The organism is Microbulbifer maximicatervae (SeqCode), from assembly GCF_052467325.1.
The window spans coordinates 3,539,420-3,560,767 of sequence record NZ_CP174310.1; the positions used below are offsets into that span (position 1 = coordinate 3,539,420).

The following is a 21,348-nucleotide window of genomic DNA, read 5'->3' on the forward strand; positions in this document are numbered from 1 at the left end:
CTAGGTTCCTGTATTTGCTAATTCGGTAGTCAGGGGGAGATAAATTTGGAAAATGCTACGGCCGGGTTGGCTGTCACACTTAATCAACCCCTTGTGCTGATTGATAATGTTCTGGGAAATCGAAAGTCCAAGACCTGAACCCTCGGCGCGGCCGGAGATCATCGGGAAGAATATCCGCTCGCGAATTTCCTCCGGTATGCCCGGGCCGTTATCTTCAATTTCAATACGGCAGACCAATGGGCAATTGCGGCGGCCAATGGTGAATTGGCGCTGGATACGCGTGCGCAGTACCATCTCCCCACTGCTGAGACCAATACTTTCATCGATGGCTTGCATGGCATTGCGGGCAATATTGAGCAGCGCCTGAATCAATTGTTCGCTATCTGCGGGGACATCGGGAATAGACGGATCGTAGTCCCTGCGAATTTGAAGCTCACCGATACACTCTGCATCCAGCAACTGGGCAACCCGCTCCAGAACCTCGTGCACATTAACCGGTTGTAGTACTACCGGCTGACGTGGTCCCAATAAACGGTCAACCAGATTGCGCAGGCGATCCACTTCCTCAATGATAATCTGTGTATATTCGTCTAATTCCCGGTCCGGCAACTCGCGCTGCAATAGTTGTGCAGCCCCACGGATACCACCGAGGGGGTTCTTGACCTCATGGGCCATACCGCGAACCAGGTTTCGTGTCGTTTCCTGGGCGCTGAGCAGCGCGTCTTCCCTGGCAATCCGCAACAGGCGATCCATCGGCTGCACTTCCACAAGCAACACGGAAAACTCGGGGACCGGGCTGACTGAGTAATCCACAGTTCGGGTTTCAAGATTATTCAGTCGCCAACTGGCGCGGCGGACTGTGTACTTCTCATTTTTTCGCAGCGCTTCCCGCATCGCCTCGTAGGCAGCCGGAGACTCTTTCACCACCTCCTCCAACATCGAGCCTTTGACTCGGGTACTGGAAGCGGCCAACAAGTCCTCAGCGGCATTGTTCAAGTAGCAAAGCGATAAGTTTTCATCCAATACCAACACTGCGGAAGTCAGGCTATCGAGTAATTGGCGCAACTGGCGATCATTCAGCATTCACAAAATTTCCGGTTCATTCCGAGGCTCTGACCAAACTCCATTTAGTCACCCCCAGCAGACAAGTGCTGTATCCAGTCAGTGCAAAAAGCAAACCAAAATGGCGCATAAGCTGGCATTTACCGGCCGGCGTAGCTACAACCGGACACATTCAGTGCGCAGCTAGCTGTAGTGACATAGCGAGTTACCGAGCTCAAAAAATACGATGCCGCCAGCCACCAGGAGAATGCACCACAACGGTGCAAAGGTCAAAAAACAGACAGTTGGGGTTAGACGTAAACAGGAAGTGAGGGGGCTGCAGGATTTGCGGGAGCTTTCGCTTCCCGTTAATCAACCCCGAGCTATGGGGCGCTTCACATAAATGGTGACCACTTTGGACTGAGCCAGCACCTGCCCATTCGAGCCCACCAAGACGGCCTGTAAGGTATGAGTTCCTCTCTCAAGGGCCGAAATATCCAAGGCATTACCGTACGCACTCCCCTGCCAACGTTGGCCATCAATAATCGCATAAAAACTCGAACCCTCTGGGTAGGCTGGAGTTACTTGTATCTGTAGCGCGATCAGGGTTTGCCCAGGGGGGATCGTGGCCTCATTGATTGGGCTCACAATCTGGATAGAAACAGGCTCAGAACTTTCACCTTTGGTGTTCGGAGACAATTTTCGGGAGGGTAGTTGCCTCGGCAAGGCGATCGGCTGGACATTGAGCGGGGTTAATTCAACCTCTTCCGAGCTGCCGTTTGGTGGCGGTGTATCGCTAAAGGTTATCTGGCCGTCAGGACCCACTATTTTATAAATAGCGCCACTTTCTGCGGAGGCTACCACAGCCACTAGGAGCAAAATCAATAAAACAGCTCTCAGTAGTGTTTGCACTCCCAACATGCTATTGGCCATCCTTTAACTCCTCTCCTACGCCAGTCATAGAGATTTTCATACTATCGGCACCGTTTTTTACAGATACAAAATACTGCGCCTTTAAGTCCCAGCTGACAGTGTACCCGCAATAAAAAAGCCCGCACCAGAGTGGCGCGGGCTTTTCGAGAACGGCTCGACGGCATCACAGAGATGCCGGTCGCCATTACACAGAGTAGTACATATCGAACTCGACCGGGTGAGTGGTCATGTTCAGACGCTCTACTTCTTCACGCTTCAGCTCGATGTAGGCATCGATAGCATCGTTAGTGAATACACCACCGGCTGTCAGGAACTCACGATCCTGGTCCAGAGCATCCAGGGCGCCTTCCAGGCTGGAAGCGACAGTCGGGTACTCAGCCAGCTCTTCCGGCGGCAGATCGTACAGATCCTTGTCCGCAGCATCGCCAGGGTGGATCTTGTTCTTGATACCGTCGAGACCCGCCATCAGCAGTGCGGCGAAAGACAGGTATGGGTTGGCGGTCGGGTCCGGGAAGCGAGTCTCGATGCGCTTGCCTTTCGGGGAGGGCACGAAAGGAATACGGATAGACGCAGAGCGGTTGCGCGCAGAGTAAGCCAGGATTACCGGCGCTTCGAAGCCAGGTACCAGACGCTTGTAAGAGTTGGTGGAAGCGTTACACAGCGCGTTCAGGGCGCGAGCGTGCTTAACGATACCGCCGATGTAGTACAGAGCAGCTTCGGACAGACCAGCGTAGGCGTCACCGGCAAACTGGTTTACGCCATCCTTGCTAAAGGACTGGTGAACGTGCATACCGGAACCGTTATCGCCAACCAACGGCTTGGGCATAAAGGTCGCGGTCTTGCCGTAGGCGTGGGCAACGTTGTGTACAGCGTACTTGAGAATCTGTACTTCGTCCGCTTTCTTGGTCAGGGTGTTGGCGGCAACGCCGATCTCACACTGGCCAGCAGTACCCACTTCGTGGTGATGCACTTCTACGCGCAGGCCCATTTGCTCCATCGCAGAACACATAGCGGCGCGAACGTCGTGCAGGGAATCCACCGGAGGAACCGGGAAGTAACCACCTTTAACGCCGGGGCGGTGACCAATATTGCCTTCGGCAAAGTTGTGACCAGAGGACCAGGCTGCTTCTTCGGAGTTGATCTTGTAGAAGGCGCCACCCATTTCGGCACCCCAGGTAATATCGTCGAATACGAAGAACTCGGGCTCGGGACCGAACAGAGCGGTGTCACCCAGACCAGTGGACTTCAGGTATTCCTCAGCGCGCAATGCGATGGAGCGAGGATCGCGCTCGTAACCCTGACCAGTAATTGGGTCGACGATGTTACAGCGAATGATAACAGTGCTCTCATCGGTGAAGGGGTCGAGGAAAGCTGTCTCGTCGTCCGGCATCAAGATCATGTCGGATTCGTTGATGCCCTTCCAACCGGCGATGGAAGAACCATCGAACATTTTGCCTTCTTCAAAGAACTCACCGTCAACTTCCGACGCAGGGATGGAAACGTGTTGTTCTTTACCCTTGGTATCGGTAAAGCGCAGGTCTATCCATTTCGCTTCACTTTCATTAATCAAACCGAGCGTTTTCGCTGACATTGCAGTCCTCCAGGTCTTGAAAAGTAATTGGTCGCTATGCCTTGCTGTCGCTGCCGGCATTCACTCTCTACCTGGCGTGAAATAAAGCAAGGAGTGTGCCAAATTAGGGCAATCGCCTCATAGTCCCGGTTGGCGCCGGTGCGAGCCCCAGCAAAGTGCTGACGCAGCCAGGATAGATGTATTGTGGCCGAGCAGCCACATAAATACGCACCAAAATAGATCATATTTGCTCTCGCTTCGCCCGCAAACAGTGCACAACCAACTTGGCTCCGGCTAGTTTATAATGCCGCACCTTCTATCAACATGCGGTACCCCACGGATTCCCATGCACTTTGTCGTCAAGTTTTTTCCAGAGATCACCATCAAGAGCAACCCTGTGCGCAAGCGCATGTCGCGCCAGCTCAAGGACAACCTGCAGCGCCTGCTGCGCCAGCTGGACGACCGTATCCAGGTGCGCAAGGATTGGGAAAAGATCGATGTGATCGCGCCCGATGCTGTGTCCCACCTGGGTGGACGTATCGAGGAGGTGCTCTCTCACACCCCCGGCATCGCCAACTTCTCCCGCGTGCGCCAGTTCCCCCTGGGTGACCTGCACGACATGTACGAGAAAACCCTGTCGGTTTGGGGCGCAGCCCTGAAAGACAAGACTTTCTGTGTACGGGTTAAACGCACCGGCAAACACGACTTCCAGTCCCTGGATGTGGAACAGTATGTGGGCGGCGGCCTCAACAAGAATACCGAGGCATCCGGAGTCAAACTGAAAAACCCCGACATCACCGTTAAACTGGAGATCCGCCACGACAAGCTCAACGTGATCGAAGAGCAACATCCCGGCCTTGGCGGCTTCCCCCTGGGCACGCAAGACCCGGTTTTGTCACTGGTATCCGGTGGCTTCGACTCTACCGTGGCCAGTTACATGACCATGAAGCGCGGTATCCGCACCCACTTCCTGTTCTTCAACCTGGGCGGACGCCAGCACGAACTGGGCGTGAAAGAAGTCGCCTACTACCTGTGGAACAAATACGGCGCTTCCCATCGGGTGCGCTTTATCACCGTGCCGTTTGACGAAGTAGTGGCAGAGATTCTCGAGCGGGTCGACGACTCCCATATGGGCGTCATTTTGAAACGCATGATGCTGCGCGCCGCCGATGTAATCGCCAAGGAACTGGAGGTGGACGCCGTAGTCACCGGTGAAGCCATCGCCCAGGTTTCCAGCCAGACCCTGAAAAATCTGTCGGTGATCGACAGTGTTACCAATACCCTGGTATTGCGCCCACTGATCACCACCGACAAGACCGATATTATCCGCACCTCCCGGGCCATCGGCACTGAAGAGTTCGCCGCAAATATGCCGGAGTACTGCGGCGTTATCTCGGTTAAACCCACCACCCGCGCCAAGATTGAAAAGGTGGAGTCCGAGGAAAACCGCTTCGATTTCACTGTCCTCGATCGCGCTATCAGCAATCGGGTGATGCAGAATATTGATCAGGTGATCGAAGAAGTCGATGGCGAAGCGCCGGATGTGGAGATCCGCGAGGAGCCGGGCAGCGCCGTGGTAATCGATATCCGCCACCCGGATGAAGAGGAGCTGGACCCACTGGAGCTAGGCTGTGAGGTGCAGACTATTCCCTTCTACCGCCTCAACAACAGCTTCGCCCACCTGGACCAGGAACGTGAGTACCTCCTGTATTGCTCCAAAGGCGTTATGAGCCGCCTGCACGCCTCACACCTGCTGGATGAAGGTTTTCGCAATGTGGGCGTGCTGCGCCCGCTGATTCCCCACAGACCGGAAACCATTAAGAAGTAACTTCTGCTCAAGGCGCAGGCAACCACCGCCCGCGCGGGTTTTAAAGCGATCACCGCCCCGGGGCGGTGATTTTTTACTCAAAATCACTCCCAATTGTCATGCGGCCCCCCTATAATCGCCGCCTTTGGCCGGAATGCTGCTGTAGAAACCCCGCAGGCCCCCGCCCCGACTTACCAAGATTTAACGCCCAGAGGCCCCCAGTGATAGAGAATCTGCGCAATATTGCGATTATCGCCCACGTAGACCATGGCAAAACCACCCTTGTGGACAAGCTGTTGTCCCAGTCCGGCACTCTCGACCGCCGCGACGAAGGCGCCGAGCGCGTCATGGACTCCAACGATCAAGAGCGTGAGCGTGGCATCACCATCCTGGCGAAAAACACCGCTATCCGCTGGAATGACTACCGCATCAATATTGTCGACACCCCAGGGCACGCCGACTTCGGCGGCGAGGTAGAGCGCGTACTGTCCATGGTGGATTCAGTTCTGCTGCTCGTAGACGCAGTAGATGGCCCCATGCCGCAGACCCGCTTCGTAACCCAGAAGGCGTTTGAGCAGGGCCTCAACCCGATCGTGGTGATTAACAAGATCGACCGCCCCGGCGCTCGCCCCGACTGGGTGATGGACCAGGTATTCGACCTGTTCGACAGCCTCGGCGCCACCGACGAGCAGTTGGACTTCCCGGTTGTCTACGCCTCCGCCCTGAACGGCATCGCCGGTCTCGACGACACCGACCTGGCCGACGATATGACGCCGCTGTTCCAGATGATTGTGGACAAGGTTGAGCCCCCGAAGGTTGACCCCACCGGCGCCTTCCAGATGCAGGTTTCCGCTCTGGACTACTCCAGCTACGTAGGCGTAATCGGCGTTGGCCGTATCACTCGCGGTACCCTGAAGCCGAACCAGCAAGTGGTGGTTCTCGATCGCGAGGGCAACTCGCGCAAAGCCAAGGTCCTGCAGGTTATGGGTTACCTCGGCCTGGAGCGTGTAGAAGTGGAGCAAGCCAGTGCTGGCGATATCGTGTGTATCACCGGTGTGGGTGAGCTAAATATCTCCGATACCCTGTGCGACCTGGATACTCCAGAGGCCCTGCCCGCCCTGAGCGTGGACGAGCCCACCGTGAGCATGACCTTCCAGGTCAACGACTCTCCCTTTGCCGGCCAGGATGGCAAGTTCGTTACCTCGCGCAACATCAAAGAGCGTCTTGACCAGGAGCTAATTCACAACGTGGCCCTGCGTGTAGAGCAAGGCGACTCTCCTGATAAGTTCAAGGTTTCCGGCCGAGGCGAATTGCACTTGTCTGTCCTGATCGAATCCATGCGCCGAGAAGGTTTCGAGCTGGGCGTTTCCCGCCCCGAAGTGGTGCAGAGAGAGGTCGACGGAGAAATCCACGAGCCTTATGAAGAAGTGGTTATCGATGTTGAGGAACCCCACCAGGGGCCCATTATGGAAGAGCTGGGTCTGCGCAAGGCCGATCTCACCAATATGGAGCCCGACGGCAAAGGTCGCGTGCGCCTAACCTTTATCGTGCCCTCGCGCGGCATGATCGGCTTCCGCTCCCAATTCCTTACCATCACCAGTGGTTCTGGAATTATGACCAGTATCTTCGACCACTACGGTCCGGTGAAGCAGGGTGAGGTGGCCAAGCGCATCAACGGTGTACTGGTTTCCATGGTCAAGGGCAAAACCCTCGCCTATGGTCTGTTCGCACTGCAGGATCGTGGTCGCCTGTTCCTGGGCCACGGCGAAGAGGTCTACGAAGGCCAAATCGTCGGTATTCACTCCCGTGGCAACGACCTGGTAGTAAACCCTACCAAGGCCAAACAGCTCACCAACGTGCGCGCGTCAGGTACCGACGATGCACTAACTCTGTCACCACCCATTCGTCACACCCTTGAGCAGGCTCTGGAATTTATCGAAGACGATGAATTGGTAGAAGTGACTCCTAACTTTATCCGCCTGCGCAAGAAAATTTTGCAGGAAAATATGCGCAAGCGCGCGAAGAAATAATTAGTATTTTCTTCAACTTTAAAAAGGGCCCTCTGGGCCCTTTTTTTGTTTTACCATTTCATGACATTTTCGAACCCCGAAGAGAGACAATCAAGAACTGCTCCATGAAAACATTACATAGTGAAGAGGTGATTGATTAACTCGACAGCGACCGTGCTGTACTAAACTGCGGGGGAGACTGCCTGCAAGAGGCCTCAAATAGCACTCGTCAGCATTCGCTATTTTTTCCCCGCAAATAAACATGAATGGGAAATTTATTTTATTTTTATATTAAATAATCGACCATTTTTATCGCTTACCTGCTCAAATATTTATTCCCGGAAGGTGCAATTAAATTTATGCACGCACTTTTTATTGTCCCCTTCACAAAATTACAGCAGAAATAAATATAGCCACTCAGCCACTGTTCTCCGTGGCTTGCACATTTATTTCACATTTTCCCGCGGAACTTTTACCCCGCTATTTATTCCAATTTTTTCAAATATAACGACAAATCTCTTCATACATAAATAAGACCTATGGGAGGTCAATCTAATGTTTTCTTTCCTGCAATCCCAGGATCGAACAGGGATGTTGAAGGGCAGCCGCAGTGAGCGCGGATTTAATAAACTTGGGTTTAAATTAAAAGCAGCAGCAGCTCTCGCAGCAGCAATCGCCATCAGCGGAAATGTCAGCGCACAAGAAACTGAAAAACGTGTATCTGCCTATTGGGCCGATTGGGAATATTGGGCCGACTCGTCCTTCACCCATGACAACGTGGATTTCTCCAAGCTCACTCACGTTCAGTACGCCTTTGCCTGGAATGACGAAAACGGCAACATCTACTTTACCGATCCCTACGTTTTCTACGGCCTGGGCGCCCAATCATTTTCCGGCGGCGCCGGTGATGGTCCCGTAAAATGCTCGCCGCAATTCTGGCACCCCTACAGCCAATACGATTCCAGTATTCAGCCTGCGGTCTGCCAAGGCTGGAATGACCACGAGTCAGGTTTCGTAAAATCGGTACACGACGACGGCGCCAAGGCAATCCTATCCATGGGCGGCTGGACCCTCTCCCATAAAGTCTCCGAGATGATGGAGAGCGACACCGCGCGTGCAGCCTTTATCGAAAATGCAGTGACACTGCTTACTGACTGGGATTTCGATGGCCTCGATCTCGATTTTGAATACCCCGGCTATGAGCCGAACGGCGGCCGCTCGATCGACAAAGAAAACTTCACCACCCTGCTGCAAGAGCTGCGCGCGCGCTTCGATGAGGTTGAAGCGGAGACCGGCAAAAATCTGGAACTGACCGCTGCCGTGGCCTGTGGCCCCTCGATTGCAGAAGAGGGTTATGATTTTGCTGCTGTGGGCGAAGTCCTCGATTATGTCAACCTGATGACTTATGACTTTGGTGGCGACTGGGATACCGTAGCCCAGCACACCTCGCCGCTGTACCCCTATGAAGGCCAGGTCAACGAAGGCTTCGACGCAGACAGCTGCCGCAATATGTGGATGACTGAGGGCAATATTCCTGCTGAGAAGATCACCCTGGGTATGTCCCACTACGGCCGCAGCGTGGCTGGCGCCACCGCAATCGGTGAAGCTGCATCCGGACAAGACGTGGCGCACTGGGGCTCTGACACCGAGACGCGCTACTACCAGATCGTCGAGAAAATGCAGAGCGACTCTTCATTCCAGACCGCTTACGATGCGGAGGCTGTCACCCACTACGGTTGGTTCGAAGATGGCGGCTTTATCTCGTTCGAAGATACCACCTCTATTGCCGAACGCGCCCAATATGTGCTCGACCAGGGCCTTGGTGGCGTGATGATCTGGCAGCTACGCGGCGGAATGTTATTGGAGAACAATGAATACCAGTATCCACTACTCGATGCCGCACTCGAAGTTTTCGGACAGGGTGGCTCCAGTGATAGCGATACCGGAGACACCGGAGACACCGGAGACACCGGAGACACCGGAGATACCGGAGACACTGGAGACACTGGAGATACTGGCGACACCGGAAGTGGCGGTGGCAATAATAATGGCGGAAGCAGCGCCTGCGTCGCGTTTGAACAGCCCTATGCCGGCGACCCAGGTTATTCAGTCGGTGACGTTGTTGTCTTTGAAGGAGTCGCCTACGAGTCCACCCACGAGCCAAACTGGTGGTCTCCAGGTTCCGCGCCATCGCTGTGGACCGAAACCACCTGTCAAACTGAGGGCGAAGGCTCCGACAGCGGCTCTGGCGATAGCAACGACAATAGCTCCGATAGCGGTTCTGACGACAACGCCGATAACGGTTCCGATGACAACACCGACAGCGATCAAGGTTCAGGTGAGACCGCTTCCTGCCCCGAATTCCAGCAGCCATATGCTGGTGACGAAGGCTATCAAGTTGGCGACCTAGTAACCTTTGAAGGCCAGGTTTACGTGTCTACCTTTGGACCCAACTGGTGGTCCCCGGCTAACGCCCCCCAGTACTGGGAAGCGAGTTCCTGCCAGTAATCTGGATACACTTTGGCCGCCATCTCAAGGAAGGCGGCTGAATGTTTCTTCTAATAAAAGGGCCCTTATCGGGTCCTTTCTATTTATTATTTAGTCTGCGTTTAAATTAATTATTACGGCGTATCTTGTAAGATATGCATCACTTCACCAAAGTCATCCTTTGACAAATTATATCTCAGCCAACGAATACCATTATCTGTCAAATTTTGCTCGTACTTAATGTGCTTTTGATCTCGCAGATAAATTCTGAGACTGGGGTAAGAGGCAATAAATCTCTGCAACTTATAATTAATTAAATTAATTTTTATATTATCATCCATTCTTAAAATGTATTTTGGAACCCAACGGCTACGTGCCGCGCCAGTACCAGTAACTGTTTCAACCGCCTGAATTTGGCTCCAATTATACTCTTTAGGAAAAAGGGAAAATAATGAATTAAATTTCACCTCGTTGGAGCTGACAACATAATAACTATTTAGCCCCAAAACCATCAAAGGTAAAAAACAAGCCAAAAAAAACGAGAGAATTCTTAAATTGTTACGAATTGACTGCTTTAACCCATAGCCCTCAAAATATCTTAGACTGAGTTCCCTATCAAGTTCTACTCTTGCCGCAGGGATTAAGTATGAAATCAGCTTAGAGAGGGTCGCAAATAATATTATAGAAATAAACATTACTGTCAGTATTGATAAAATATATCCCTCATTAGTAAGGTCTGCCAAGATAGCGCCCTCAGATAAAGACTCTACTCGCCGAGATACTAAAAACTTAAAGTAAGAAATAGCTATAATAGCCACTAATAAAAGGGAAAGCACGATGACAAACCAGTCCCACTTGCAGCGAATAATAACGCGCTTTCTATTCAGCAACGGCATTGGGAACTGTAAAAAAGAGGATCTATTTTTTACTTTAGGGGACTCCCACCCTAGACACAAAGCACATCTATGCCCTAAATCTTCATAGATTTCTTGCTCCTGTATGCAGACTTTACAATAATTCATAGCTACTAAAAATTTATTAGATTTAAAAAATACACATAGAAACCGGACGTATTTATTAAATCATTAATAACTACCTTTAGCGAATAGATGGCTCTTTACAACCAACGAAAGTAACATTTAGTACATTAGAGCTAAATAATTAGATGGTGGTATAGCACTTAATAATCAACGGAAGAATTAGAAAAGGCTGTATAACATATGAATACATCTCAATTCATGAGATCAGAAGATAACTTGGTAAGTTGTTACTTGTTAGACTGAAATGCCATGGCTCAATATGCCTGCACAGCAGAACTATCTTATATACGCGACATTAGGTTATTGAAGGAACCATTAACTGTAGTATCAATAGTGATTTACTAGGTGATAAACTCAAAAGGCTTTTGCCCATTCAATCACCCGCAACACATCAATGATGACCATAAAAGCGCTGCTCAACTTTCTGCCACTGAGCCAATGCAGTTTGTGAGTGCAAACAAACTGTAAGTCTCTCGAATACTGGAGCATAAGCGCGTAAAACGGCCAATCCCTGATGTGCCGCAATCTCATGAGGAAAGCGGTTAGTGCCAGCTCCCAATGCCGGAAACAGTATCGTTTTGCAGCCGCGCTCTTTCGCCAACTCCAAAACGCTCTCATAGCAGTGCTTCAACAGCACTATGGCCTGGCTCCCCCATTGATCGCCACTGCTCCATTGGGGCGTAACAGTATGCAATAGGTAATCGACCGGTAAATCATAGGCTCGAGTCAAACGAGCTTCACCTACTGGGCAGGCTCTTTGATTGGCACACTGGGGGGGTAATCGAGTCCCACAATGGGCATAAATCTGTGCCGAGAGCCCCCGCCCCCGAATTAGGTGCTTGTGGGCCGGGCATACCAGCGCATCTCCACGCATCGTCAAAATATCACCACAAGTCAGCTGAATTTGTGTCACGATTTCTCAGTTCTAAAGTTTGAGTTACTGATACTGTAGCTTGCTACTTTGGTCGGTGACAGATTCCCCCTATACTCAGCATTGCTTCACTCCGGCAGTGACTACCAGCATAGTTGTATGATGCAGGACGGTCCCGAGCAAGCGGAAGGTTGCAGTCGGTATAGCAACGGGAATGACTATGAGCTCAGGGTATAACAATCAAAACCCCGCAATATCCACTTCTATTGATGAGGTACAGCGCATAGATCTGCGCAGACGGATATTGGCCTCCTCTTATATGCTGATATTCGCTATGGCTATCACCGGGGCTATGGCAATTATTGCCCTCACCGCCACTAATATCCTACAAGCATCGACACTCTTCATCGTCGCTGTGGTTATTTTATTCGCATATATTACCGTCAATGTCATTGGCCCCACCGAAAAAACGCCGATGCTAGTTGGCATTCTCTTGTTGGTACTTTATTTCTACTTACTGCTGACCGGTGGCGTAAACAATACCGGCTTAATGTGGGCGGTTATGCTGGTCCCTGGCTTTATCAACTTGTACGGCTATAAAACCGGGACAACGGCCTTATTGGGCATAGGCTTAGCCACCGCAGCAATCCTGTTTTATCCGGACTTCCCAGGGCTTACGGCCAAATACGATACGGCCTATCGTGCTCGTTTTATTGCCGTATTTGGCGCTCTCACAGCCCTGACAGCCTTACTGGATAGCAGCCGTCACCAAACCCAACAATTGCTGCAGCGATTGACTGGTGAACTGGAAAGTTACGCGGCGACGGATACGCTAACAGGGTTAGCCAACCGCCGAGAGGCTTTTCGCGCAATTGGCGAACTCGAACGCCGCAATGGCGAGCTCCAGAATCAATATGTCATTCTTATCGGAGACTTGGATAACTTCAAAACAATCAACGATACCTACGGACACTCCTTTGGAGACCGGGTATTGCAAGATGTTGCGAAAGTTTTGAAAAGTAACACCCGGTCCGAAGATATTGTGGCGCGCTGGGGCGGTGAAGAATTTTTGTTACTACTGCCGAATACTGACTTGAAAGGCGGTAGTGTCCTTGCGGAAAAACTGCGTCGTAGAGTTTCGGCTCTGAGCCGCCGCTATACGCGCCCGGCTAAAATATCAATCAGCCTGGGAGTCGTCGAAGGCAACACCAGTGGCAAGCCACTCAATCAGCTATTAGCTGAAGCAGATAAACGTATGTATCGAGCTAAAAACGGCGGGCGCAATAAGGTGGTAGCAGCTTAAACGTTAGCTCACCAAGTGGCGCAGTAGATAACCAACGGCGAGAGCCAAGGCCGCTGCTCCACTGCCAAATATCAGAGTTTTTAGGCCCGCCATTAGCAAGTGATGGGAAAACACCAGACCTTTGCACAAACCAATCGCAAAAAATGTGCAAACCGATAGGACGGCGCTTGCATAAAATTGTTCAGCGGGGTTAAGGCTGTGGAATAGGTAGGGCAACAAGGGAATAGCACCTACACACAAAAAAGCGGCGAAGGTTATCAGTGCCGCCCCCAGAGGCTTATGCTCTGCACTACTTATACCGTACTCTTCCGCCAGCATTGTCTCTATCCACAACTTTTGGTTCGTGGTGATAGTAGCAACAATGTTATCCAGAACTTCACCTCGAAATCCCTTTCGATAGAAAATCTGCCTGATCTCTTCCCGTTCTCCCTCGGGAATTAAAGCAATATGCTGACGCTCTGTACGCATAGCCGCGGCCCGTTGCTCGCGCTCCACACTGGCAGCCTCATAATTACTTACTGCCATGCTAAAGCCATCCGCAATAAGATTGGCAAAGCCCATCACAAGCACAACCGCTTCAGAAAAACCTGCACCAAAAGCACCTGCAACAATAGCAAAGGTAGTAACGCAGCCATCTATCGCCCCCAAAACAAAATCAGAGAGCCACTGTGATTGTGGACGACTCCGCAGGCGCGCCTCAATACGCTCTGGTCGATGCTCCTCAATCAGGGCTTCCCGGCTTTCTTGTACGCGTTTGGAGTTTTGCCGGTCCATAATCCGGCGAGCTACTGTAAAAATCGCTGCATAACATAAGCATCTCGCAACCTTCCCAAAGGATCAGTAAATGCTTTGTTAAGCGTCGTGATAATAGTGAAGCCCAGCTCGGTATAAAGGGAAATTGCGGTCTCATTGTCACTGGGAACGTAGTTGAACTGCATTTCCAAATAGCCGGCGTCCTGGGCCCTGGCGATTGCATGCTGGATCAATGCACGATCTACATCGCGATCGCGCACATTTGTGTGCACCAGAAAGTTAGCTGTCGCGACATGGCTATGAATACCTGGAAAATTAACTCCTAGTTTATACACCCCCAGCAAGTGAGGTAACTCTTCGGCAACATAAGTCTGTAAGTCGTCATTAAGCCATTGAGCAGAAAATATTTCTCGACTGATCTTATTCGAGAAAGGCAGATCCCCTCTGTTTCTCACAACAAAAAAGAGGCTCCACATGCCTTCAAGGTCACTCTCTATAGCCTGCCGAATATCCATAGAAATCCATATCTCAGATGTCTTGCTGCACTTGCCTAACGCACAATAAAGCTCCCCCGATCCACACCGGTATTTCCAGTCATGGGATCATAGGCATATAGCACAATTTCATAAACACCTGGTAAATCCGTCGCAAAGGGCGCACTAAAGGTATTCATAGCCTCCTGTATCTCCAGCGGCACTTGAGCAAATGATTTGCCATCTCTTTTAACCAATGCCACAACTTCAATCTTACTGCCATCCCAAAGACCACCATCGGTAAGAGAGCATCCGCACATCATTACCACATTAGCGCGAATCTCAAAGGGACTCTGGTCCAAACCTGTATAGAGATGGGTCTGTGGGCTAAGTAAATCTACCAACATCCCCGGAATTTCCACAATCAGCCCATCATCAGAAATAGGCTTTCCCGGAACCAGCCAAGTCTGTGTCTGCGCCATCACTCGAGCCTGTTTTTTAATATACGGTGCAAGAACTTCCACCGTCAGGAACACCGGCTCACTGATATTCAGTGTAGCGGTAAAATGTGCAGCGCCATCGGCGATAGATTGGAATCTCTCTCGGGGCGTTTTCATTATTTTGGTGGTATCACCGGTGCTCCCTTGGGTTAGCCCCTTGGCAAGAATTTCCCCTGAATCTGCATCGCGAATAATAACCATGGCACCACCGATGGAGGAGCCAATAAACTTGGCATCCATGGCCTTGGCGCGGATAGTAATATTGGTGGGCGTGCCCTCAGAGAGAGCTTTAGCGCAAATCGGCATTGTGACTATTTGCGCAATCAAGAGGCATAGGTAAAAAATAATATTTTTCATTTATATTTCTACTAAATTTAAATAATTCTGAAAATAACTATAATTCTCTTAACCTTGCAAATGCAACTCTATAGTTCTTTTTAATCCCTCAGAGAGGTTTACTCTTCCCTTCACCGGCAAAAATTAAAGCAAGTGATTTTTACATCTCACATTACAATAACGCATAGGTATTAGTTACCAGCCAAATACATGCCACATTAGTAAACAGGGCCGTACGCATGCTAAAACTGGCCACCAAACTAACGAAAAAAGTGGTTTTAATCCTGGCCGCAGCATCTGGCGCTTACGCCCTAATTTCTTATATATACAACACCCAATTTCCTCAATCAGTAACCTTCAGTAGGAACCCGGCCTCAAGACGATCAACAAAAAATCTAGATTATCTAAAAAACAAAGAAACGATAAAAATTCTTATTGTGACTGGAGGTGGTGTCCGCGGCCTCATCCCCTTATATGTACTAAAGCATATCGAGAAACATTCTAAAAAGCCCATTAATGAGGTATTTGATATTTTCACAGGTGTTTCTACTGGAGCAGTTATTGTAACCGGAATTAATATACCGGGTAATGCTATACCTAATCATTTTGGTGAAAAAATATCCCATTTAGACTATTTAATAAATATATATAAGAGTGTAACTGGCTACCTATTCAAGTCTCCGTGGTACCACATAGTATTAACAGGTGCGGGGCTTTTTTCACCCTCTTACTTTGGAAAACGTTTGCATGAAATCATGGAAAAGTACTACACAAAGGAATTAAATTTTACCGACCTAGATAATTACGTGATCATCCCCGCTCTCAATATTGAAAGCGGGGAAGTATGTCTATTTAAAAATAGAGGGGAAAATGTATACAACTTACCGACAAACAGTCTTTATCAGTTAATGACAGCGGCAGCAAGTGCAGAAACCGCATTCCCCCCTGTGGCATTTGAAGAAATGAATGCCAACTTTCAGTCATCCCACTTAGATATCGCAGCGCCACAAGAAAATATTTTTGGCAGTGTATTTGCTGATGCAGCAATCGCCCTAAACAATCCAGCTAGCTTGATATTAAGGGATATTATTCAAGACTTTCCCGATAAGAAATATTATGTTCTGGTCTTGTGCTCAGGTTACCCAAGATTATTGAGCTCGAGTATGAAATATCACTCTTTAAGGAAATGGGGACGTATTCACTGGGCCCGTGATGCCATGGCTAATATTCAAAGATCAATGGACAAAAATCAACTTTATATGCTGGAAGTTGCTAAAATCATTTCAGAGAAAGGACGAATTGAATACGATTTTCTAAACGTTGATATCAATAAACCTTTTGTAGGAATATTTGACCACGACTTATTACATCATCTTAAGAATTACTCTAACAAGCTCATTAAGGACAACGAGAAAAGCCTGGCAAAGATAATTAAACACCTACATGATTTAGACTAGATATAATATAGATTTTATTGCGTACTACGCTCTCAAAGTAGCATGATCAGATTTTTAAAATCTTCTGCTCTTCGCAAGGAGTAAAGGTAAAAAATTAGCCGGACTATGCCCGGCTAATTTAATAGAATCAACAGGATTACTTAAGACTGTTTAACTGTTTCCACCCAAGAGGCTACGCGGCTCTCCAATACAGGCACTGGCAAAGCACCGCCACCCAGTACGGTATCGTGGAATCCGCGAATATCGAATTTATCACCCAACTGATCTTCAGCCTGCTTACGCAGCTCCTGAATCTTCAGCATACCGATCTTGTAAGCGGTCGCCTGGCCCGGCCACGCCAGGTAACGACGCACTTCGGAACGAACTGCAGTCTCGGGAATTGCGGAGTTTTGCAGGAAATACTCCACCGCTTGCTCTTCACTCCAGCCTTTGGCGTGCAAGCCGGTATCAACAACGAGGCGAATGGCTCGCCACATTTCAGCCGTCAGGTGGCCAAACAGGTTATAGGGATCTTCGAAGGCCCCCATTTCTTTAGCAAGCTTCTCAGAGTACAGCGCCCAGCCCTCTACATAGACAGTAAAGTGAGCTTGAGTGCGGAACTGCGGGATACCTTCCAATTCCTGAGCAATTGAGATCTGCATATGGTGACCGGGGTTACCTTCATGGTAGGCCACAGTTTCCATATCAGTCGTGGAATAGGCACTCATATCGGACAGGTGCGCATAGTAAATACCCGGGCGGGAACCGTCGGGTGTGCCGGGGTAGTAATGCTGGGCACCGCCATCCTGCTCGCGGAAGGACTCAACCCGCTTTACGACCAACTCAGCTTTCGGCAGAAGGCCAAAGTATTCCGGCAATTTCTTGGTAATGTTGTCCAGGAACGCGGTTGAGTCATCCAGGTAGCCCTGGCGACCTTCATCGGTATTCGGATAGTAGAATTGACCATCTTCGCGAATAAACTTGAAGAAGTCCTGCAGGCTACCTTCGAAACCAACCTGCTTCTTGATAGTTTCCATCTCACCACGGATACGCGCCACTTCTTCCAGGCCGATATTGTGGATCTGGTCGGCAGTCAGGTCCGTAGTTGTGGTGTTGGCCAGGCGCTGATTGTAGTAGGCCATACCATTGGGCAGGCTACTAGCACCTTGAGGCTCTGCTGAGGCCTTCTGCATATCCGCTTTGAGCCAGGTAACCAGCCCTTGATATGCGGGGAAGAACTCAGTCTCTAATGCCTTGCGCGCTTCCGCAGTCAGCTTGTCTGCCTGCTTCTGATCAATAGTACCGGCTTCGAGCAGCTCAGCGATTTTCCCTTTGGCACCGGCCCACAGAGGCGCGTCTTCACCATCGGTAAACGGCGCGCCTTCAATCAATTTACTGGACTGATCAATCGCACCCTCATAGGCAAAGCGCGGGGGTCGGATACCTTCTTTGGACGACAGCTTGGCGCGGTCAAGCAACTGGTTGATCGCGCGCGAGATACCACCGATACGGGTGATATACGCCTGCATATCTTCAACGTTGTCGACCTTGTGGAAGTTCAGCAGGAAGTTGGGCAACTGCGATTGTGCACCTCCCATCTGCTCAAAGATGTAGCCGTGACGGATAAACGGCGCAGCGGCCTTGGCCTGTTCAAACTGATAAATCCAGATATCGTAGGAGGTTTTCCCTTCCTGAGTCAGCTTGCTGTAGTCGAAATTCTTCTTGAGCTCTTCAACACTTTTCTCTTGCCAAACCAAGCGGCGAGCCTCTGCGGCCTCACTCATATCGTCGATTTGGTCGTAGTGGTCTTTACGGCCCAGGTAGGACAGCTGAATCGGGCTGAACTGCAGCTGTTCCTCATAACGCTCATCCAGCCACTCAGTCAGGCGCTTGGTTTCGGCAACCGCATCTACAGTTACTGAGGCCTCGGCAACCGCATTTTGGGGCTTATCTGCGTTGGCTACAGTCTGGGTACTCTTGTCACCCTGACAGCCCGCAAGGATAGCGACAGCCAGCAGGCTGGGGATCAGTGGGTTGTTCAGCTTTATCGGCATCTTCCTATCTCGATCAAAAGTTGTACAAAAAAACGCCGCTAACTTTGACACGAATTCGGTGAGGTGTCGATTCATGCCCCCCAGAACGCCATATGTTTGCGTTGAGTTGAGGCAAATCGGAGATTTTGGACTAGGTGGGCCCAATACCTGGAGCAGGATATTGCCACAAGTGACCCTGTGGTAATGGACTAACGCCGGCTTGTGACCCGGTCCACGATATGTAGCTCTCGCTGGGGAAAGGGTACCGTCAAGCCTTCTGCCTCCAGTGCAGGCTTAAGCTTTTGCATCAGGGACCAATAAACATCCCAGTACTGATCATTGGCAGCCCAGGCCCGCAACTGTAAATTGACCGCGCTGTCAGCAAGCGCCTTAACAGCGAAACTTGGCTCCGGCTCAGCGAGAATACGGGGTTCCTGTTCTACCAAGCGACGTAATACTGTTAGACCGCGATCAATGTCATCGCCATAGGCAATACTCGCCACAATCTCGATACGGCGAGTCTTATTGCGACTGAAATTGGTGAGCACTTGCCCCCAGATAGCACTGTTGGGTGCGGTAATACGCAGCCCATCCGTGGTATCCAGCTCCGTAGTAAATAGCCCTACCTCGCGAACAGTGCCCATTATGGTACCGAACTGAATCACATCCCCAACGCGGAACGGCCGCAATCCCAGCAATAGGAACCCCGAAGCAATATTTTGCAGGGTATCTTTCAACGCTAAGGCTACTGCCACACCAGTAGCGCCGAGTAGAGCAATTAAGCTGGTAGTGTTAATACCAAAGACATCCAATACCAGCAGTGCGCCAACAATATAAACCGCCCAGCTCGAAATACTGCGCAGTACCGGGCGCAAGGTAATATCAAACCGGTCCGGCATACGATCAACCGCTCGCCGAGCAAGATGGGCCACAAACAGCGTCACCAAAACTATCAGTAGTGCGGCCGCCAACTTTAGGGATAATGCAGTTACTTGGGGCCAATACTCATTGAGTAAGCTATTAATATTCATCGATCCCCGAAAATAAATCCCTATTTTAAATTCAAGCCAAACCTAAATTCTGCGCCTCATCGACACAACGCTGATGAGCCGGACAAGTTTCCAAGTGATCATTGACCATTCCAGTTGCCTGCATATGCGCGTACATAATGGTTGATCCCACAAAACTAAAACCCGCTTTCTTTAACGCCTTACTCATCGCATCAGATTCTGCTGTAGTGGCCGGCACCTGCTTCATGGAGCGGGGGCGATTAACAATCACTCTTCCACCGGTGAACTGCCAGAGAAAATCCCTTAAGGATATACCGCGATCGCGCAATTCGAGGGTTGCCCGTGCATTCTTGATGGCCGATTCAACCTTGAGCCGGTTGCGAATAATTCCCGGGTTGAGAAGTAGTTTCTCTACCTTTTTAGGGGTATACCGAGCAATTTTTTCAGCATCAAAATTATTAAACAATTTACGGTAATTCTCCCGCTTATTGAGCACTGTAATCCAAGATAAGCCCGCCTGGGCCCCCTCCAACAACAAAAACTCAAACAGGGTTTGATCATCGGTAACCGGCCTACCCCACTCTTCATCGTGGTAACTTTGATAAAGCGGTGTAGACAGGCACCAATCACAACGCTTTTCTGCCATATTTATCTCTCAAATTAATGACTAGTTTGCGCCGGAAAAAAAGTAGTGCTGAATAATTTGTAAAACCAAAAGTAAAGCAACCAACCCAAAAATAATATTATTACGGTTCACTTCGACTCCAATAAATTGTTCTGTACTAACCAATCGCGACATTCGCACAACATAATATCCAAAGCCACACCCGATTGATATCCGAGTTCACGTTCAGCTTTCGCACTACTAGCAACGACTCTCCTCGTTACCAACGTGGCCTTTTCAGGAGTAATAACCGGCTCTTGCCCACTCACACGAGACCAGAGGTCGGAACACCAGGCGATAGATTGAATTAGGAATGCCGGTGTGGTGCGTTTTGGTACAGGTTTATGCAATAACTCAGCGATCTTTCCAAAGAATTCTAAAAAACTGGCATCCGTTCCGGCCAAGATATAATTTTCGCCGCACCGCCCCTTTTCAACCGCATCGATATGGGCTCGCGCTACTGCACCGGCATGGCAAAAAGAACCCCAGCCCGGTGGAACACCTGGTAATTGATTTTTCTCAATCAGAAAAAAGGTCTGCGCCCAGCTGGTGGTATCGTATTTACCCACAATTGCGCAAGGGTTAAGAAATACCGCATCCAGGCCCCGCTCAATTTCCTTGCGAACTGCAATTTCCTCTCTTTTTTTCGTGTACAGATAGTGATGATGAGGGTCATCTGCCAGCTTATCACTTTCTTCAGTAATTCTTTCCTTATGGTAGCCATAAGCAGAAATTGAGCTGGTCACCACCATACGCCCTACATTTTTCTCCCTGGCAACTTTGGCAATATTCGCCGCCCCCTCAACATTATCTTTCCATTGCTGGGCATTACCGCCGCGCCACATACTGGTATTAGCCGCCATATGGAAAAGCGCATCGACATTATCTGGGATTGCAGCTTGAAGGGACTGAGGGTCATTCAGAGAGGCCTCAACCAGGTTGACGCCCAGAGAGCGCAACATATCGGTATTGGAGGTGCGCCGATGCATGGCGGTAACTTTCCATCCATCACCAACCAATTGCTCTACCAAATTAGCGCCGAGAAAACCGGTTCCCCCGGTTACAAATGCGTGTTTCATAAA

The 21,348-nt window shown here is 50.1% G+C and carries 17 protein-coding genes; 5 read left to right on the plus strand and 12 right to left on the minus strand.

Annotation, left to right across the window (positions count from 1 at the left end; translation table 11 throughout):
- From glnL to glnA, 3 genes are all read right to left on the minus strand, one after another.
- On the minus strand, window positions 1-1,083 hold the full coding sequence (gene glnL, locus ACJJIE_RS15780; protein ID WP_282930815.1) for a nitrogen regulation protein NR(II): 1,083 nt from the start codon (window positions 1,081-1,083) through the stop codon (window positions 1-3).
- A gap of 330 nt (window positions 1,084-1,413) precedes the next feature.
- The gene (locus ACJJIE_RS15785) at window positions 1,414-1,974 is read right to left on the minus strand and encodes a DUF4124 domain-containing protein (RefSeq protein WP_282930814.1); all 561 of its coding nucleotides are present in this window, start codon (window positions 1,972-1,974) and stop codon (window positions 1,414-1,416) included.
- Window positions 1,975-2,158: 184 nt separating this feature from the next.
- Complete coding sequence (gene glnA, locus ACJJIE_RS15790; RefSeq protein WP_108734896.1) at window positions 2,159-3,565, minus strand: glutamate--ammonia ligase; 1,407 nt, start codon at window positions 3,563-3,565, stop codon at window positions 2,159-2,161.
- 325 nt (window positions 3,566-3,890) lie between these two features.
- On the opposite strand from glnA, the gene thiI reads away from it, so the two are divergent.
- The 3 genes from thiI (at window position 3,891) to ACJJIE_RS15805 (ending at window position 9,868) form a co-directional block, all read left to right on the plus strand.
- A complete protein-coding gene (gene thiI, locus ACJJIE_RS15795; RefSeq protein WP_282930812.1) occupies window positions 3,891-5,372 on the plus strand; it encodes a tRNA uracil 4-sulfurtransferase ThiI in 1,482 nt (493 codons plus the stop codon).
- Between the two features lie 200 nt (window positions 5,373-5,572).
- Window positions 5,573-7,381 (plus strand): translational GTPase TypA, encoded by a 1,809-nt coding sequence (gene typA / locus ACJJIE_RS15800; RefSeq protein ID WP_282930811.1) that lies wholly within the window; start codon window positions 5,573-5,575, stop codon window positions 7,379-7,381.
- Between the two features lie 534 nt (window positions 7,382-7,915).
- Window positions 7,916-9,868 (plus strand): glycosyl hydrolase family 18 protein, encoded by a 1,953-nt coding sequence (locus tag ACJJIE_RS15805; protein WP_444892291.1) that lies wholly within the window; start codon window positions 7,916-7,918, stop codon window positions 9,866-9,868.
- 113 nt (window positions 9,869-9,981) lie between these two features.
- Here the strand turns inward: ACJJIE_RS15805 and ACJJIE_RS15810 are convergent, their stop codons facing one another.
- On the minus strand, window positions 9,982-10,743 hold the full coding sequence (locus ACJJIE_RS15810) for a hypothetical protein (RefSeq protein WP_444892292.1): 762 nt from the start codon (window positions 10,741-10,743) through the stop codon (window positions 9,982-9,984).
- A 535-nt stretch (window positions 10,744-11,278) separates the two neighbouring features.
- Window positions 11,279-11,800 (minus strand): macro domain-containing protein, encoded by a 522-nt coding sequence (locus ACJJIE_RS15815; protein WP_444892293.1) that lies wholly within the window; start codon window positions 11,798-11,800, stop codon window positions 11,279-11,281.
- A gap of 178 nt (window positions 11,801-11,978) precedes the next feature.
- Between ACJJIE_RS15815 and ACJJIE_RS15820 the strand changes: the two genes are divergently transcribed.
- A complete protein-coding gene (locus ACJJIE_RS15820) occupies window positions 11,979-13,061 on the plus strand; it encodes a GGDEF domain-containing protein (RefSeq protein WP_444892294.1) in 1,083 nt (360 codons plus the stop codon).
- Window positions 13,062-13,064: 3 nt separating this feature from the next.
- Here the strand turns inward: ACJJIE_RS15820 and ACJJIE_RS15825 are convergent, their stop codons facing one another.
- Genes ACJJIE_RS15825 through ACJJIE_RS15835 form a run of 3 tightly spaced genes read right to left on the minus strand, consistent with a single transcriptional unit; the run spans window position 13,065 to window position 15,144 of the window.
- The gene (locus tag ACJJIE_RS15825) at window positions 13,065-13,835 is read right to left on the minus strand and encodes a VIT1/CCC1 transporter family protein (protein WP_282930806.1); all 771 of its coding nucleotides are present in this window, start codon (window positions 13,833-13,835) and stop codon (window positions 13,065-13,067) included.
- 11 nt (window positions 13,836-13,846) lie between these two features.
- On the minus strand, window positions 13,847-14,329 hold the full coding sequence (locus ACJJIE_RS15830; protein ID WP_282930805.1) for a GNAT family N-acetyltransferase: 483 nt from the start codon (window positions 14,327-14,329) through the stop codon (window positions 13,847-13,849).
- A 35-nt stretch (window positions 14,330-14,364) separates the two neighbouring features.
- Window positions 14,365-15,144, minus strand: coding sequence for a hypothetical protein (locus ACJJIE_RS15835; RefSeq protein WP_282930804.1), 780 nt, complete (start codon window positions 15,142-15,144; stop codon window positions 14,365-14,367).
- 218 nt (window positions 15,145-15,362) lie between these two features.
- On the opposite strand from ACJJIE_RS15835, the gene ACJJIE_RS15840 reads away from it, so the two are divergent.
- Window positions 15,363-16,580 carry a patatin-like phospholipase family protein gene (locus ACJJIE_RS15840; protein WP_444892295.1) on the plus strand — a complete coding sequence of 406 codons (1,218 nt, stop codon included), beginning with the start codon at window positions 15,363-15,365 and terminating at the stop codon, window positions 16,578-16,580.
- A gap of 140 nt (window positions 16,581-16,720) precedes the next feature.
- Here the strand turns inward: ACJJIE_RS15840 and ACJJIE_RS15845 are convergent, their stop codons facing one another.
- The 4 genes from ACJJIE_RS15845 to ACJJIE_RS15860 form a co-directional block, all read right to left on the minus strand.
- Window positions 16,721-18,613, minus strand: coding sequence for a DUF885 domain-containing protein (locus ACJJIE_RS15845; RefSeq protein WP_444892296.1), 1,893 nt, complete (start codon window positions 18,611-18,613; stop codon window positions 16,721-16,723).
- Window positions 18,614-18,801: 188 nt separating this feature from the next.
- Window positions 18,802-19,623 carry a mechanosensitive ion channel family protein gene (locus tag ACJJIE_RS15850; RefSeq protein WP_444892297.1) on the minus strand — a complete coding sequence of 274 codons (822 nt, stop codon included), beginning with the start codon at window positions 19,621-19,623 and terminating at the stop codon, window positions 18,802-18,804.
- Between the two features lie 31 nt (window positions 19,624-19,654).
- Window positions 19,655-20,248: a DNA-3-methyladenine glycosylase I gene (locus ACJJIE_RS15855; protein ID WP_444892298.1), complete on the minus strand. Its 594-nt coding sequence runs from the start codon at window positions 20,246-20,248 to the stop codon at window positions 19,655-19,657.
- 107 nt (window positions 20,249-20,355) lie between these two features.
- Window positions 20,356-21,345 (minus strand): SDR family oxidoreductase, encoded by a 990-nt coding sequence (locus tag ACJJIE_RS15860; RefSeq protein WP_282930799.1) that lies wholly within the window; start codon window positions 21,343-21,345, stop codon window positions 20,356-20,358.
- Window positions 21,346-21,348 lie beyond the last annotated feature (3 nt).

Bases quoted from the DNA above. Each gene is read 5' to 3' on its own strand.
- ACJJIE_RS15820 (WP_444892294.1), top strand. From the start codon at position 11,979: ATGAGCTCAGGGTATAACAATCAAAACCCCGCAATATCCACTTCTATT.
- glnA (WP_108734896.1), bottom strand. From the start codon at position 3,565: ATGTCAGCGAAAACGCTCGGTTTGATTAATGAAAGTGAAGCGAAATGG.
- ACJJIE_RS15830 (WP_282930805.1), bottom strand. From the start codon at position 14,329: ATGGATATTCGGCAGGCTATAGAGAGTGACCTTGAAGGCATGTGGAGC.
- ACJJIE_RS15860 (WP_282930799.1), bottom strand. From the start codon at position 21,345: ATGAAACACGCATTTGTAACCGGGGGAACCGGTTTTCTCGGCGCTAAT.
- ACJJIE_RS15850 (WP_444892297.1), bottom strand. From the start codon at position 19,623: ATGAATATTAATAGCTTACTCAATGAGTATTGGCCCCAAGTAACTGCA.
- ACJJIE_RS15805 (WP_444892291.1), top strand. From the start codon at position 7,916: ATGTTTTCTTTCCTGCAATCCCAGGATCGAACAGGGATGTTGAAGGGC.
- ACJJIE_RS15855 (WP_444892298.1), bottom strand. From the start codon at position 20,248: ATGGCAGAAAAGCGTTGTGATTGGTGCCTGTCTACACCGCTTTATCAA.
- ACJJIE_RS15825 (WP_282930806.1), bottom strand. From the start codon at position 13,835: ATGGACCGGCAAAACTCCAAACGCGTACAAGAAAGCCGGGAAGCCCTG.
- ACJJIE_RS15835 (WP_282930804.1), bottom strand. From the start codon at position 15,144: ATGAAAAATATTATTTTTTACCTATGCCTCTTGATTGCGCAAATAGTC.
- ACJJIE_RS15785 (WP_282930814.1), bottom strand. From the start codon at position 1,974: ATGGCCAATAGCATGTTGGGAGTGCAAACACTACTGAGAGCTGTTTTA.
- ACJJIE_RS15810 (WP_444892292.1), bottom strand. From the start codon at position 10,743: ATGCCGTTGCTGAATAGAAAGCGCGTTATTATTCGCTGCAAGTGGGAC.
- ACJJIE_RS15845 (WP_444892296.1), bottom strand. From the start codon at position 18,613: ATGCCGATAAAGCTGAACAACCCACTGATCCCCAGCCTGCTGGCTGTC.
- thiI (WP_282930812.1), top strand. From the start codon at position 3,891: ATGCACTTTGTCGTCAAGTTTTTTCCAGAGATCACCATCAAGAGCAAC.
- ACJJIE_RS15840 (WP_444892295.1), top strand. From the start codon at position 15,363: ATGCTAAAACTGGCCACCAAACTAACGAAAAAAGTGGTTTTAATCCTG.
- glnL (WP_282930815.1), bottom strand. From the start codon at position 1,083: ATGCTGAATGATCGCCAGTTGCGCCAATTACTCGATAGCCTGACTTCC.